This is a genomic window from Pseudomonas sp. MN1F, from assembly GCF_009391885.1.
GTDB lineage: Bacteria > Pseudomonadota > Gammaproteobacteria > Pseudomonadales > Pseudomonadaceae > Aquipseudomonas.
On the sequence record NZ_VZII01000061.1, the window covers coordinates 1 to 13,891 of the forward strand.

At 63.1% G+C, this 13,891-nt stretch carries 12 protein-coding genes; 2 read left to right on the forward strand and 10 right to left on the reverse strand.

Annotated features, from left to right (window positions below):
- On the forward strand, nucleotides 1-539 hold a 539-nt coding region (locus F6X59_RS26275), incomplete at its 5' end, for an RHS repeat-associated core domain-containing protein (RefSeq protein ID WP_152959012.1).
- A 92-nt stretch (nucleotides 540-631) separates the two neighbouring features.
- On the opposite strand, the gene fdhA is transcribed toward F6X59_RS26275, so the two are convergent.
- The 7 genes from fdhA to F6X59_RS26310 form a co-directional block, all read right to left on the reverse strand.
- Nucleotides 632-1,831 (reverse strand): formaldehyde dehydrogenase, glutathione-independent, encoded by a 1,200-nt coding sequence (fdhA, locus tag F6X59_RS26280; RefSeq protein ID WP_152959013.1) that lies wholly within the window; start codon nucleotides 1,829-1,831, stop codon nucleotides 632-634.
- A gap of 350 nt (nucleotides 1,832-2,181) precedes the next feature.
- Complete coding sequence (gene purU, locus F6X59_RS26285; protein WP_060512211.1) at nucleotides 2,182-3,039, reverse strand: formyltetrahydrofolate deformylase; 858 nt, start codon at nucleotides 3,037-3,039, stop codon at nucleotides 2,182-2,184.
- A gap of 12 nt (nucleotides 3,040-3,051) precedes the next feature.
- A complete protein-coding gene (locus F6X59_RS26290; protein ID WP_112251428.1) occupies nucleotides 3,052-3,684 on the reverse strand; it encodes a sarcosine oxidase subunit gamma in 633 nt (210 codons plus the stop codon).
- A 74-nt stretch (nucleotides 3,685-3,758) separates the two neighbouring features.
- Nucleotides 3,759-6,773, reverse strand: a complete 3,015-nt coding sequence (locus F6X59_RS26295) for a sarcosine oxidase subunit alpha (RefSeq protein WP_152959014.1) — start codon at nucleotides 6,771-6,773, stop codon at nucleotides 3,759-3,761.
- A complete protein-coding gene (locus F6X59_RS26300) occupies nucleotides 6,770-7,105 on the reverse strand; it encodes a sarcosine oxidase subunit delta (protein ID WP_152959015.1) in 336 nt (111 codons plus the stop codon). Before F6X59_RS26300 ends, F6X59_RS26295 begins: the two co-directional genes overlap by 4 nt.
- A 14-nt stretch (nucleotides 7,106-7,119) precedes the next feature.
- Nucleotides 7,120-8,370 (reverse strand): sarcosine oxidase subunit beta family protein, encoded by a 1,251-nt coding sequence (locus F6X59_RS26305; protein ID WP_152959016.1) that lies wholly within the window; start codon nucleotides 8,368-8,370, stop codon nucleotides 7,120-7,122.
- 15 nt (nucleotides 8,371-8,385) lie between these two features.
- Complete coding sequence (locus F6X59_RS26310) at nucleotides 8,386-9,639, reverse strand: serine hydroxymethyltransferase (protein WP_152959017.1); 1,254 nt, start codon at nucleotides 9,637-9,639, stop codon at nucleotides 8,386-8,388.
- 293 nt (nucleotides 9,640-9,932) lie between these two features.
- Between F6X59_RS26310 and F6X59_RS26315 the strand changes: the two genes are divergently transcribed.
- Nucleotides 9,933-10,973 carry a low specificity L-threonine aldolase gene (locus F6X59_RS26315; protein ID WP_152959018.1) on the forward strand — a complete coding sequence of 347 codons (1,041 nt, stop codon included), beginning with the start codon at nucleotides 9,933-9,935 and terminating at the stop codon, nucleotides 10,971-10,973.
- 135 nt (nucleotides 10,974-11,108) lie between these two features.
- Here the strand turns inward: F6X59_RS26315 and mcpH are convergent, their stop codons facing one another.
- The 3 genes from mcpH to F6X59_RS26330 all read right to left on the reverse strand — a co-directional run bounded on the left by mcpH (nucleotide 11,109) and on the right by F6X59_RS26330 (nucleotide 13,684).
- Entirely contained in the window at nucleotides 11,109-13,046 is a 1,938-nt protein-coding gene (mcpH, locus tag F6X59_RS26320) for a methyl-accepting chemotaxis protein McpH (RefSeq protein WP_152959019.1), read from the reverse strand.
- A gap of 108 nt (nucleotides 13,047-13,154) precedes the next feature.
- Nucleotides 13,155-13,457: a cell division protein ZapA gene (locus tag F6X59_RS26325; protein ID WP_152959020.1), complete on the reverse strand. Its 303-nt coding sequence runs from the start codon at nucleotides 13,455-13,457 to the stop codon at nucleotides 13,155-13,157.
- Nucleotides 13,454-13,684 carry a hypothetical protein gene (locus tag F6X59_RS26330; RefSeq protein ID WP_152959021.1) on the reverse strand — a complete coding sequence of 77 codons (231 nt, stop codon included), beginning with the start codon at nucleotides 13,682-13,684 and terminating at the stop codon, nucleotides 13,454-13,456. Before F6X59_RS26330 ends, F6X59_RS26325 begins: the two co-directional genes overlap by 4 nt.
- Between the last annotated feature and the right edge of the window lie 207 nt (nucleotides 13,685-13,891).

Consider the following 13,891-nt stretch of genomic DNA (forward strand, 5'->3'; position numbering starts at 1 on the left):
GCCACCTGCGTACCATCAAGTCGAGAGACCAGGCGACTTCACTGTTTCGTCACCAAGATATGCCGCTGGCGGAAAAACGCGGTACAAATCCGGTAAATCTGCTCGGCACCGGTCTTAGCCGATCTGTACTCAATAGTCTGAAGACCTCTTCCCCCAGTTCGTTTTCTTACACGCCATATGGGTACAGTCCCGACGCGACAAGGGAAGATTCGTCGCTGGGCTTCAATGGTGAATACCGCGACATTCTCGGACTCTACCCACTGGGCAATGGCCAGCGCAATTATAATTCGAGACTCATGCGCTTTCAGTCGCCGGACGACGAAAGTCCGTTCGATAAAGGTGGATTGAATGCCTATGCCTACTGTGAGGGGGATCCGATAAACCGTAGAGACCCTACAGGTCACAACGCTTTGGCATTACTTTTCGTCATACTTATTGTGGCAGTGATCGTCGCGATGATTTATTGGCTGATCAAATCCATGAAAGAGATTAAAGCTGAAAAAGACTACCGAGGCGAAAGATCAAGAATCAGGCGCTAAAAAACCAGCAAGGCTGGGCGGGCCGAAAGCCCTGACGAGCAGCCATATAAAAAAGCCCCTCGCCATGAGGGGCTCTTCGTTACCTCACGGCATCAAGCCGCGCCCCACATCTTGTGCGGGTCGATGACAAATTTCTTCGGTACACCCGCATCGAACTCGCCATAGCCTTCCGGCGCCTGATCGAGGTTGATCACCTGCACGCCGACCACTTCGGCAATGTTGATGCGGTCCCACATGATCGCCTGCATCAGCTGGCGGTTGTACTTCATGGTCGGGGTCTGGCCGGTGTGGAAGCTGTGCGACTTGGCCCAGCCCAGGCCGAAGCGGATGCTCAGCGCGCCGATCTTGGCGGCGGCATCGACCGCGCCCGGGTCTTCGGTCACGTACAGGCCTGGGATACCGATGTTGCCGGCTACACGGGTCACTTGCATCAGCGAGTTCAGCACGGTGGCTGGGGCCTCATGCTTGGCACCTTCGTGGCCATGGCCGCGGGCCTCGAAGCCAACGGCATCGACGGCGCAGTCCACTTCCGGCTCGCCGAGGATGTCGACGATCTGCTCGTGCAGCGGGGTGTCCTTGGACAGGTCGACAACTTCGAAGCCCTGGGACTTGGCGTGGGCCAGGCGAGCCGGGTTGAGGTCGCCAACGATCACACAGGCGGCGCCCAGCAGGCGTGCCGAGGCAGCGGCGGCCAGGCCGACCGGGCCGGCGCCGGCGACGTAGACGGTGCTGCCTGGGCCAACGCCAGCCGTGACGGCGCCGTGGAAGCCGGTTGGCAGGATGTCGGACAGGCAGGTCAGGTCACGGATCTTCTCCATGGCCTTGTCGCGGTCCGGCAGTTTCAGCAGGTTGAAGTCGGCGTACGGCACCAGCACGTACTCGGCCTGGCCGCCGGTCCAGTCGCCCATGTCGACGTAGCCGTAGGCACCGCCGGCGCGGGCCGGGTTGACGGTGAGGCAGACACCGGTGTGCATCTCTTTGCACGAGCGGCAGCGCCCGCAGGCGACGTTGAACGGTACCGACACCAGGTCGCCGATCTTCAGGCGTTCTACATCGCGCCCCAGCTCGACGATTTCACCGGTGATTTCGTGGCCCAGGACCAGGCCGACCTGGGCAGTGGTGCGGCCGCGGACCATGTGCTGGTCGGAGCCGCAGATGTTGGTGGAAACCACCTTGAGGATCACGCCGTGCTCGATCTTCTTGCCGCGTGGGTCTTGCATTTTCGGGTAGTCGATCTTCTGCACCTCGACCTTGCCCGCGCCGAGATACACCACTCCACGATTGCCAGACATGCTCTTACCTCGCTTGATTTATATTTATGCAGCGGTGGTGAACGCGCCGCCATCCATGGGCGGCTTGTGTTACTGGAATGCAGGGAATTGTGGGCCTGATACGGCGATTTGCACTGACTGGAAACGACAGGGAGATGCCTTTTAACGGCAGGGGAAAATGCGCTGTCCCCTTCGTGGGATTATCACGAGGTTACAGGCATACGCTGTTCTTGTGGGAGCCGCGCTTGCCGGCGATGGGCCGCGAAGCGGCCCCGGCAATTTGTGCAACAACCTTGAAATCCTGGGGCCGCTTCGCGGCCCATCGCCGGCAAGCGCGGCTCCCACAGGGATCGCGTCGCCGTTAAAGGTTATTAGAGAACGACTGTCCGGTTGGCGTTGAGGAACACCCGCCGCTCGATGTGATACCCCACCGCCCGCGCCAGGGTCAGGCACTCGATATCGCGCCCCTTGGCAATCAGGTCTTCCGGATAATGGCTGTGGTCCACCACCTCGACGCCCTGGGCAATGATCGGCCCTTCGTCGAGGTCGTTGTTGATGTAGTGCGCCGTGGCGCCGACCATCTTCACGCCCTTGTTGTAGGCCTGGTGATAAGGCTTGGCGCCCTTGAACCCGGGCAGCAACGAGTGGTGAATGTTGATCGCCCAGCCATCCAGGCGCCGGCACAGTTCCGGCGACAGCACCTGCATGTAGCGGGCAAGCACCACCAGCTCCGCGCCGGTTTCTTCGATCACCTGGATCACCTTGCGCTCTTGCGCCGGCTTGTCCTTCGGGTCGAGGGCGAAGTGGTAGTAGGGAATCTTGTGCCAGTGCGCCAGGGGTTCGAGGTCGGGGTGGTTGGACACCACCGCGACCACGTCCATGGCCAGCTGACCGATGCGCTGGCGATACAGCAGGTCGTTCAGGCAATGGTCGGCCTTGGACACCATGATCACCACCTTGGGGCGGTGATTGGGTGCGGTCAGCTCGAAGGCCATGCCGAACGCCTCGCTGCGCTCGGCGAGGCCGGCGCGAAAGCCTGCCTCGTCGAAATCGTCCGGCTGGCGGAACTCCACGCGAATGAAGAAACGCCCCGACAGCCGGTCATCGAAGGAGTGGTGCTCCGTGACGTAGCAGCGCTGCTCGTAGAGGTAACGCGTCACCACGTCGACGGTGCCGAGCATACTCGGGCAGTCGGCGGTGAGAATCCAGGTATCCGGTGCCCGACTCATGTTCTGCTCTCCTTACGCTTCGATGCTCAGGCCGTACTCGGCCGAAGCGTCCTGCAGCCACAGCCACCAATAGTCCGCGAAGCTACGGCGGATCACCAGTTCCCAAGTGTCTTCGGCGGTGCGGCGGATCACCAGTTGCGACTTGGCGAACACGGTGCCGACGGCCTTGCCGACCGGGAAGTTGTTCGGGTGCACATCATAGCTGGTGGATTTCATCAGCACTTCGCGCACGTTCGGGCCGCGCAGTTCCAGCAGGCTTTGCCCGCCGCTGACGTTGACCACCTGGATGTGCTGGCCTTCGAGGGCTGCGCGCAGCTTTTGCTCGACCGCCAGTTCCTGGCCGCCGGGAACGATCAGCAACCACTCGTCAGGGCCGACCCATTGCAGCGACATCTCGTTGTTGGCGACCACGGTCAGGGCAACCGGCAGCTCCAGGCCCAGGGCCTTGTGCACGCCGGCGGCGAATTCCGGGTCGTGGCCATCACCACGGAGGGTCAAGTGGCCGAGGAACTTGCGTTCGCGCAGGGTCACGCCTGCATTCTTGCGGCCCTTGCCAACCAGGCTGGCCAGGTCGGCGTGGTGCAGTGGCGACTGGGCCTTGGCCTCGGCGCCGGGGTTTTGCTGGAAGACGTTGATAGCGCTCATTTCTTACCTGCCTTGAATTCTTGTTCGTCAGGGCGGCGCAGCACTGCAAGCAGGCTGCGCCGCTATCCGGGGCCTTAGACGTTCTGCCGCTCACCCTTCGGATCGAAGAACACCGAAGACACGATCTCCGCCTCGATCACGCTGCCATCCGCCTGCGGCGAGTACACGCGCTCGCCCATGCGCTTGAGGCCGCCCTTGACCACCCCCATGGCGAACGAATAGCCCAGGGAGTTGGAGGCGTAGCTGGAGGTCACGTGGCCGACCATGTCCATCGGGATCGGCTGCTTCGGATCGAATACCAGCTGGGCGCCTTCCGGCAGCCACTTGGTGGGGTCGATCGGCTTCAGGCCCACCAGCTGCTTGCGGTTGTCGCGCAGGCAGTCTTCGCGGTTCATGCCACGCAGGCCGATCCACGAGAACGGCTTGTTGCGGCCCACGCACCAGCTCATGTTGAGGTCGTCCGGGTTCATCGAGCCATCGGTGTCCTGGCCAACGATGATGAAGCCCTTCTCGGCACGCAGTACGTGCATGGTCTCGGTGCCGTACGGGGTCAGGTTGTACTTCTTGCCGGCCTCGATGATCTGTTCCAGCACGCCCATGGCGTAGTTGGCCTGTACGTTGACTTCGTACGACAGCTCACCGGTGAACGAGATACGGAACACGCGGGCCGGTACGCCGCCGACGTTGCCTTCCTTCCAGGTCATGAACGGGAAGGCTTCCTTGTCCATGTCGATGTCGGTCAGCTCGCTGAGCAGCTTGCGGCTGTTCGGGCCGGACAGGGTCATGGTGGCCCAGTGGTCGGTGACCGAGGTGAAGTACACCTTCAGCTCTGGCCATTCGGTCTGGTGGTACAGCTCCATCCACTGCAGCACGCGGGCGGCGCCGCCGGTGGTGGTGGTCATGATGAAGTGGTTGTCGCCGACGCAGGCGGTTACGCCGTCGTCGAAGACCATGCCGTCTTCCTTGCACATCAGGCCGTAGCGGGCCTTGCCCACATCGAGCTTGGTCCAGGCGTTGGTGTAGATGCGGTTGAGGAACTCGCGCGCGTCCGGGCCCTGGATGTCGATCTTGCCCAGGGTCGAGGCGTCCAGCAGGCCCACGCTGTCGCGCACGGCCTTGCATTCACGGGCAACGGCAGCATGGATGTCTTCACCGGCTTTCGGGAAGTACCACGGGCGCTTCCACTGGCCGACGTCTTCGAACTCGGCGCCGTTCTTCACGTGCCAGGCATGCAGGGCGGTGAAGCGTACGGGTTCGAACAGGTGGCCACAGTGACGACCGGCTACTGCACCGAAGGTCACCGGCGTGTAGTTCGGGCGGAACATGGTGGTGCCCATTTCCGGGATGGTGATGCCGATCGAACGGGCGGCGATGGCCAGGCCGTTGATGTTGCCCAGCTTGCCCTGGTCGGTACCGAAGCCCAGCGCGGTGTAGCGTTTGACGTGTTCGACCGACTCGAAGCCTTCGCGGGTGGCCAGTTCGATACCGGCTGCGGTCACGTCGTTCTGCTGGTCGACGAACTGCTTCGGCCCTTTGCTGCCCTTGTCGTGCGGCACCTGGAACAGCGCCACGGTGGCCTCTTCCTTGCGTGCAACGGTCTTGGGCAAGGTGCCGACGCTGGCTTTGAAGCCGGCTTCAGTGGCGGCGCGGGCGCCGCCTTCGAAACCATCGGCAATCACGTCACCGAGGGCATAGACGCCGTTGATACCACCGACGCATTCACGTTTCTGCGGCGCATCGCCCGGCACGAAGCCGAGGATGTCATCACGCCAGACCGGGCGCCCGCCCAGGTGCGAAGCCAGGTGAACGATCGGGCTGTAGCCGCCCGAGGTAGCGATCAGGTCGCACTCGAGGGTTTCGCCTGGGCTGGTGACCTTGTGTGCCTGCACATCGATGGCGGCCACACGGGCACCGGTGACGTGCTTGCTGCCTTTGGCCTCGACCACGGCGCTGGAGGTGAGGATGCGGATGCCCTTGGCACGCGCTTCTTCAACCAGCGAGCCACGCGGGTTGTGGCGGGCGTCGGCGATGGCGACCACTTGCAGGCCAGCGTCGTGCCAGTCCAGCGCGGCGCGGTAGGCGTGGTCGTTGTTGGTCGACAGCACCAGCTTGCGGCCCGGGGCCACACCGTAACGGCGTACGTAGGTGGACACGGCACCGGCCAGCATGTTGCCCGGCACGTCGTTGTTGCCGTACACCAGCGGGCGCTCGTGGGCACCGGCAGCCAGGACCACGCGCTTGGCGCGGACACGGTGCACGCGGTGGCGAACCTGGCCGATCGGGGCGCGGTCGCCGAGGTGATCGGTGAGGCGCTCGTGAATGGTCAGGAAGTTATGGTCGTGGTAGCCGTTGACCGTGGCGCGTGGCAGCAGGGTCACTTCCGGCAGGCTTTCCAGCTCCTTGACCACGGCGTTGACCCAGTCGGCGGCAGGCTTGCCGTCGAGGGTTTCGCGGGTGTCGAGCAGGCTGCCGCCAAACTCTTCCTGCTCGTCAGCCAGGATCACGCGGGCACCGCTGCGGGCAGCGGCCAGCGCGGCGGCCAGGCCAGCAGGGCCGGCGCCGACAATCAGCACGTCGCAGTGCTGGTTCATGTAGTCGTAGCTGTCCGGGTCGTTCTGCAGCGGCGCACGGCCCAGGCCTGCGGCTTTGCGGATGTACTTCTCGTACGTCATCCAGAACGATTTCGGGTACATGAAGGTTTTGTAGTAGAAGCCAGGCGGCATCATGCTGCCGCCGACCTTGCCGAGGATGCCCATGACGTCGTTGTTGACGTTCGGCCAGCCGTTGGTGCTGGTGGCAACCAGGCCTGCGTACAGCGCCTGCTGGGTGGCACGCACGTTGGGGATCTGGGTGGCTTCGCTGGAGCCGATCTGCAGGATGGCGTTCGGCTCTTCGGTACCGGCGGCGATGATGCCGCGTGGGCGCGAGTACTTGAAGCTGCGGCCAACAATGTCGACGCCGTTGGCCAGCAACGCGGCGGCCAGAGTGTCACCGGCATAACCCTGGTAGGTCTTGCCGTTGAAGGTGAAGTTCAGGACCTTGCTGCGGTCGATACGGCCGCCGCTGGCGAGGCGATAGGTCTGGCTCATACTTTTTCCCCTTGGCCTTTGACGGCGGACGGTGCGGTCGCAGCTTTGCCATCAGCGGTCACTTGCGGCTTCTGGCCAATCTTGTAGGTTTCCAGAATCTCGTAAGTCACGGTGTTACGGGTGACGTTGAAGTACTGGCGGCAACCGGCAACGTGGTCCCACAGTTCGTGGTGAATACCGCGTGGGTTGTCACGGTAGAACATGTAGGTGCCCCACTCCTCGTCGGTGCAGGCGTTGGGGTCCAGCGGGCGGGCGATGTGCGCCTGGCCAGAGGCGTGAAACTCTTCTTCGGAGCGCAGCTCGCCACAGTGAGGACAGAAAATATGCAACATGACGGTGGCTCCGGTTAGTGGGCGACGGCGGCAGCGCCGTGTTCGTCGATCAGTGCGCCGTTGTAGAAGCGGTCCATGGAGAACGGCGCGGCCAGTGGGTGCATTTCGCCCTTGGCCAGGCTCGCGGCGAAGACGTTGCCCGAACCCGGGGTCGCCTTGAAGCCGCCAGTCCCCCAACCGCAGTTGAAGAACATGTTCTTGACCGGGGTCTTGGTGATGATCGGGCAAGCGTCCGGCGAGGTGTCGACGATGCCGCCCCACTGGCGGTTCATGCGAACGCGCGAGAGGTTGGGGAACATTTCGACGATGGCCTGCAGGGTGTGCTCGATCACCGGGTACGAACCGCGCTGGCCGTAGCCGACCCAGCCGTCGATACCGGCACCGATCACCAGGTCGCCCTTGTCGGACTGGCTGATGTAGCCGTGTACGGCGTTGGACATGATCACGCTGTCGATGATCGGCTTGATCGGCTCGGAGACCAGCGCCTGCAGCGGGTGCGATTCCAGCGGCAGGCGGAAGCCGGCCAGCTTGGCCATGTGCCCGGAGTTACCGGCGGTGACCACGCCGACGCGCTTGGCGCCGATGAAGCCTTTGTTGGTTTCCACGCCGATGACCGCGCCGTTTTCCTTGCGGAAACCGATCACTTCGGTCTGCTGGATCAGGTCCACGCCCAGGGCGTCGGCGGCCCGTGCATAGCCCCAGGCCACGGCATCGTGGCGGGCTACGCCACCACGGCGCTGAACGGTGGCGCCGAGGATCGGGTAGCGGGTGTTCTTGGAGCAGTCCAGGTACGGGATTTCGGCCGCAACCTGGGCGGTGTTCAGCAGTTCGCCATCGACGCCGTTGAGGCGGTTGGCGCTGACACGGCGCTCGGAATCACGAATGTCCTGCAGGGTGTGGCACAGGTTGTAGACGCCGCGCTGGGAGAACATCACGTTGTAGTTCAGGTCCTGGGACAGGCCCTCCCACAGCTTCATGGCGTGCTCGTACAGCTGCGCCGATTCGTCCCACAGGTAGTTGGAACGCACGATGGTGGTGTTACGGGCGGTGTTGCCGCCGCCCAGGTAACCCTTCTCGATCACCGCGACGTTGGTGATGCCGTGTTCCTTGGCCAGGTAGTAGGCCGTGGCCAGGCCATGGCCGCCACCGCCGACGATGACCACGTCGTAGACCTTTTTAGGGGTCGGCGTGCGCCACATGCGCTGCCAGTTCTCGTGGTGGCTGAGGGAGTGCTTGAAAAGGCCGAAGCCCGAGTAGCGTTGCATGGTCGTTTACTCCACTCAGCGGTAAACAGGGAAGTCAGCGCACAGGGCCGCGACGTTCTTCGCCACATCGGCTTCGACGTCTGCGTCACCGAGGTTGTCGAGGATGTCGCAGATCCAGCCGGCCAGGGCCACGCACTGGGCAACTTTGAAGCCACGGGTGGTGACGGCCGGGGTGCCGATGCGCAGGCCGGAGGTGACGAACGGCGACTGTGGGTCGTTCGGCACGGCGTTCTTGTTGACGGTGATGTGCGCGCGGCCCAGGGCGGCGTCGGCATCTTTGCCGGTCAGGCCCTGACGGATCAGGCTGACCAGGAACAGGTGGTTGTCGGTGCCACCGGAGACCACGTCGTAGCCGCGGTCGATGAACACCTGGGCCATGGCCTGGGCGTTTTCGATCACTTGCTTCTGGTAGGCCTTGAAGCCTGGCTCCAGCGCTTCCTTGAAGCACACGGCCTTGGCGGCGATCACGTGCATCAGCGGGCCGCCCTGGGCGCCGGGGAATACGGCAGCGTTGAGCTTCTTCTCGATCTCTTCGTTGGCCTTGGCCAGGATCAAGCCGCCACGTGGACCGCGCAGGGTCTTGTGGGTGGTGGTGGTGACCACGTCGGCGAACGGGATCGGGTTCGGGTACAGGCCAGCGGCAACCAGGCCGGCAACGTGGGCCATGTCGACGAACAGCAGCGCACCGACCTTGTCGGCAATGGCGCGGAAGCGTGGGAAGTCGAGGGTCTTGGAGTAGGCCGAGAAGCCGGCAACGATCATCTTCGGCTTGTGCTCGACGGCCAGGCGCTCGACTTCGTCGTAGTCGATCAGGCCGGTGTCGGTATTGATGCCATATTGAACGGCGTTGTACAGCTTGCCCGAGGACGACACTTTGGCGCCGTGGGTCAGGTGGCCGCCGTGGGCCAGGCTCATGCCGAGGATGGTGTCACCGGCCTGCAGCAGGGCCAGGTAGACGGCGCCGTTGGCCGAAGAACCGGAGTGCGGCTGGACGTTGGCGTAGTCGGCACCGAACAGCTGCTTGGCACGCTCGATGGCCAGCGCCTCGACCTTGTCGACGTGCTCGCAGCCGCCGTAGTAGCGCTTGCCTGGGTAGCCTTCGGCGTACTTGTTGGTCAGGCCGCTGCCCTGGGCCTGCATCACGCGCTTGCTGGTGTAGTTCTCCGAAGCGATCAGCTCGATGTGATCTTCCTGACGCTGTTCTTCGGCATTCATCGCCGCCAGCAGTGCATCGTCATAACCCTGGATCTGGTCTTGCTTGCTGAACATCGTGTATCTCCCGGCAGCGATCGTTTTTTGTCGTGGGGCACTGTGGCCCTTTATGGCGATGTTATGACTGGCCGGGGCGGGTCAGATGCCTGCGCACGCCTTGCAATGGCGCGTTTACGACATTGGCATTTGTGTTGTTCATGCCGGCCTCTCGCGGATCAATCCGCACCTAGGGGCCATGTGTCGTTTGTAGCAGCGGATTTATCCGCGAAGGGCCGCACTGGCAGCTTGTATAGGCAACCGTTTCAGCAATGGTTTAGAGTGCTGTTCTGCGTCGTTCACAGGACAGGGTCATGACAGATAAGAGCCAACAATTCGCCAGCGACAACTATTCCGGCATCTGCCCCGAAGCCTGGGCCGCAATGGAAAAGGCCAACCACGGTCACGACCGCGCCTACGGCGACGACCAGTGGACCGAGCGTGCGTCGGAGTACTTCCGCAACCTGTTCGAAACCGACTGCGAGGTGTTCTTCGCCTTCAACGGCACCGCCGCCAACTCGCTGGCCCTGGCCTCGCTGTGCCAGAGCTACCACAGCGTGATCTGCTCCGAGACCGCCCACGTCGAAACCGACGAATGCGGCGCGCCGGAGTTCTTCTCCAACGGTTCCAAACTGCTCACCGCGCCCAGCGTCAATGGCAAGCTGACGCCCGAATCGATTCGCGAAGTGGCGCTCAAGCGCCAGGACATCCACTACCCCAAGCCACGGGTGGTGACCATTACCCAGGCCACCGAGGTCGGCACGGTTTACCGCCCCGACGAGCTCAGGGCGATCAGCGCCACCTGCAAGGAGCTGGGCCTGAACCTGCACATGGACGGCGCACGCTTCACCAATGCCTGCGCGTTCCTTGGCTGCAGCCCGGCCGAGCTGACCTGGAAGGCCGGCATCGATGTGCTGTGCTTTGGCGGCACCAAGAACGGCATGGCGGTGGGTGAAGCGATCCTGTTCTTCAACCGCCAGCTGGCCGAAGACTTCGATTACCGCTGCAAGCAGGCCGGGCAACTGGCGTCGAAGATGCGCTTCCTGTCGGCGCCGTGGGTCGGTTTGCTGGAAAATGGCGCCTGGTTGCGCCATGGCAATCACGCCAACCATTGCGCGCAATTGCTGGCCTCGCTGGTGAGTGACCTGCCGGGGGTCGAGCTGATGTTTCCGGTGGAGGCCAACGGCGTGTTCCTGCAGATGCCGGAGCATGCGATTGAAGCACTGCGGGCCAAGGGCTGGCGGTTCTATACCTTCATTGGTAGCGGCGGTGCGCGGTTCATGTGTTCGTGGGATACCGAGGAAGAGCGGGTGCGTGAACTTGCCGCGGACATCCGCACGATCATAGTTGGCTGAGGGATTGCTGGGGCTGCTGCGCAGCCCATCGCCGGCAAGCGCGGCTCCCACAGGTACGGCGCATGGCTTGAATCTTGTGCGGTTGGGGTGGGAGCCGCGCTTGCCGGCGATGGGCCGCAAAGCGGCCCCGGCAATCTAGAGTTTGAACCCTCCCATCTGCCGCGCCAGGTCATCAGCCAGCCCACGCAGTGCCTGGCACTCCTCCCGGCAGCCCTGCACCTCGGCCGCCGTCTCTCGCGCCAGATCGGAAATCCCCTGCACCGTGCGGTTGATCTCCTCGGTCACCGCCGACTGCTCCTCGGTCGCCGTGGCCACCTGGTGGTTCATGTCGCTGATGTGCTCGACCTGATCGGTAATCGCGCCTAACGAGGCGCCGGTACGCTGGCTCGACTCCACACCACTGCCTGTAGCCTGCTGCCCGGCGTGCATCGAGCTCACTGCCGAACCCGCACCCTGCTTGAGGCGCTGGATCATTTGCTGCACTTCATCGGTGGACAGCTGCGTACGCCGGGCCAACGTCCGCACTTCGTCAGCCACCACGGCAAACCCACGGCCCATCTCGCCAGCCCTGGCCGCTTCAATGGCAGCGTTCAGCGCCAACAGGTTGGTCTGTTCGGAAATACTGCGAATCACCGCCAATACCTGGTCGATCGAGGCGACTTCATCGGCCAACTGGCTGACCGCATCGGCAGCCTTGCCGATATCCCCCGACATGCCCTCGATACCCTGGATCGAGCGCCGCACCACCTCGCGTGCCTGCAGGGCCTCATCCCGCGCCGATTGCGATGCCTGCGCCGCATCGCCAGCATTGCGGGCGATGTCCTGCACAGTCAGGCCCATCTCGTGCACGGCGGTGGCGACCATCTCGGTCATTTCCTGCTGCCGACCGGAGCGCTCGGCGGTGTTATCCACCACCTGGGTCACCTGCTCTACTGCCTGGTGCAGGCGTTCGCTGGTGCGCAACACTTCGCCGATCAGGCCACGCTGGCTGTCGAGGAAGCGATTGAAGCCACGGGCCAGATCACCCAGTTCATCCTGACGGGCGTCATCCAGGCGATGGCTGAGGTCGCCACCGCCACTGCCGATCTGTACCAGCGCTGCGGTGACGCGACGGATCGGGCGCACCAGGCCACGCGCCAGCAGCACCACCAGCAGCAGCGACACAAGGGCCACACTGCCGCCGATCAGGCTGGTCAGCCCCACCGTCTGGTGCATCTGCGCGTAAATTTCCTCCTCAGGTACCTCAGCCACCAGGGTCCAGTTGAGGTCGCGCAAAGGCAGGCCGAGCGCCAGGTAGCTTTCACCGTCGCGGTTGAAGCGGCTGCTGCGCAGGCCTTCGCCACCGGTCATCACCGCCTTGGCAGCGTCTGCGCCGAGTTGTTCGGCGAGCTGACGCTTGCCGCTGAAGGCCGCGTCCGGGTGCACCTGGATCAGCCCATCGTTGCGCACCAGGAACACCTTGCCGTGCTCGCCGAAACTGAAGTCGTGGATGAGTTTCGACAGTTCGGTCATGCGCAGGCCCATACCGGCCACGCCCACCAGCTTGCCGGCCTTTTCCACCCGGTAATCGATAAACAGCGCCAGTTCGCCCGTCGCATGATCGATATCGATATTCACCAGGCGTTCGGCGCCGCTGTCGATGTAGCCGTAGAACCACTTGTCATTGGGGTTGGCGCGACTGAGAACGCGGTCCAGGCCAACCTCGTTGTAGTAGTTGCCCGTTTCGGTCGAGGCGAACAGCGTGGTGAACGCATGGTTGCGTTGCTTGGCGGCCTGCAGGTATTCGAGGAATTGCGGGGCTTGAGCGGGGTCTTCGCCAGCGGCAAGCCAATCGCGCAGCAGCGTATTGCCGGCAATGTCGGCGGCAGCCACCAACGGCTGGCCGAGCATGCGCTCGATGTCGTTGCGGATGGCTTGGATGCTGGCCGGCAATGCGGTGTCGACCAGGTAACGTTCGGTCAGGCGGTTGAGTGCCACCGTGAAGATGATCACCACCACCAGAATGCTCGCCAGCAAGGCAGCGCCCATGCTTGCAATCAATTGCCACTGGATGCTCTTACGCCAGATACGCATGCCCCTGCTCCCCGCTAATTATTGTTTTGCGGGAAGTGTATACACTTGCGTATTCAGTTAATCCAGTGATCTGGAACAATGGGGCCGCACTGCGACCCCGAAGATGCGTCAGGACTCAGCGATAGTCTTGACGATGGCGTCCACCGTGGCGTCGATCTGCGCCTGGGTACGCGCGAGGGTCTGCTGGTGTTCCTTTTGCAGTTCGACCTGCTTGGAACACAGGTTAAGCGCGGCCAGCACCAGCAACTTGTCGCCAATCAGGGTCGGGTACTGGCGCTTGGTTTCGTTCAGCGCGGTGTTGAGCATCCGCACTGCCTGGGCCAAGGTTTCTTCCTGGCCTTCGGGCGCCTTGATCGAATAGTCGCTGCCGAGGATCGACACGACATTGATCGGCTGCGCTTGCAGTCTCATGCGCCGACGACGCCAGCACTGGCGCGGTCAACCAGCGCCTGGATGCGCGCCGCGGTGGCGCCGTGCTTCTCTTCCTGCTCCATCAGCGACAGCTGCAGGGTTTCGTTTTCTTCCTTGGCCTGGGCCAGTGCCTGGCCGAGGGTGGCGTTCTGCTCGGTGAGTTGAGCGTTTTTCTGCATCAGGTCGCTGACCAGTTGCTCGAGTTGATTCAGGGAGGCTTCCAGCATGGGTCTATCTCGGGTTGTTGCAAAGGGCGCACACGATAAAGAAAAGCGTGAGCCCCCGCCATTAAATATCGGATTCTTAAGGTTTCTACCCCGCAGATTGACAGGGTATCGGGCCCCTTGTTCCGACCTGGGTCAACCGCCGGTCAGGTAACCGGGCAGCGAGCTGAAAACTTTCATCTGGTCATCCTCAAGACTGCTCAGTCACGA

What these genes read in the sequence shown, in the direction of transcription:
- F6X59_RS26325 (WP_152959020.1), bottom strand. Translation starts at nt 13,457, where the DNA reads ATGAGACTGCAAGCGCAGCCGATCAATGTCGTGTCGATCCTCGGCAGC.
- F6X59_RS26315 (WP_152959018.1), top strand. Translation starts at nt 9,933, where the DNA reads ATGACAGATAAGAGCCAACAATTCGCCAGCGACAACTATTCCGGCATC.
- F6X59_RS26290 (WP_112251428.1), bottom strand. Translation starts at nt 3,684, where the DNA reads ATGAGCGCTATCAACGTCTTCCAGCAAAACCCCGGCGCCGAGGCCAAG.
- fdhA (WP_152959013.1), bottom strand. Translation starts at nt 1,831, where the DNA reads ATGTCTGGCAATCGTGGAGTGGTGTATCTCGGCGCGGGCAAGGTCGAG.
- F6X59_RS26305 (WP_152959016.1), bottom strand. Translation starts at nt 8,370, where the DNA reads ATGCAACGCTACTCGGGCTTCGGCCTTTTCAAGCACTCCCTCAGCCAC.
- mcpH (WP_152959019.1), bottom strand. Translation starts at nt 13,046, where the DNA reads ATGCGTATCTGGCGTAAGAGCATCCAGTGGCAATTGATTGCAAGCATG.
- F6X59_RS26295 (WP_152959014.1), bottom strand. Translation starts at nt 6,773, where the DNA reads ATGAGCCAGACCTATCGCCTCGCCAGCGGCGGCCGTATCGACCGCAGC.
- F6X59_RS26330 (WP_152959021.1), bottom strand. Translation starts at nt 13,684, where the DNA reads ATGCTGGAAGCCTCCCTGAATCAACTCGAGCAACTGGTCAGCGACCTG.
- F6X59_RS26300 (WP_152959015.1), bottom strand. Translation starts at nt 7,105, where the DNA reads ATGTTGCATATTTTCTGTCCTCACTGTGGCGAGCTGCGCTCCGAAGAA.
- purU (WP_060512211.1), bottom strand. Translation starts at nt 3,039, where the DNA reads ATGAGTCGGGCACCGGATACCTGGATTCTCACCGCCGACTGCCCGAGT.
- F6X59_RS26310 (WP_152959017.1), bottom strand. Translation starts at nt 9,639, where the DNA reads ATGTTCAGCAAGCAAGACCAGATCCAGGGTTATGACGATGCACTGCTG.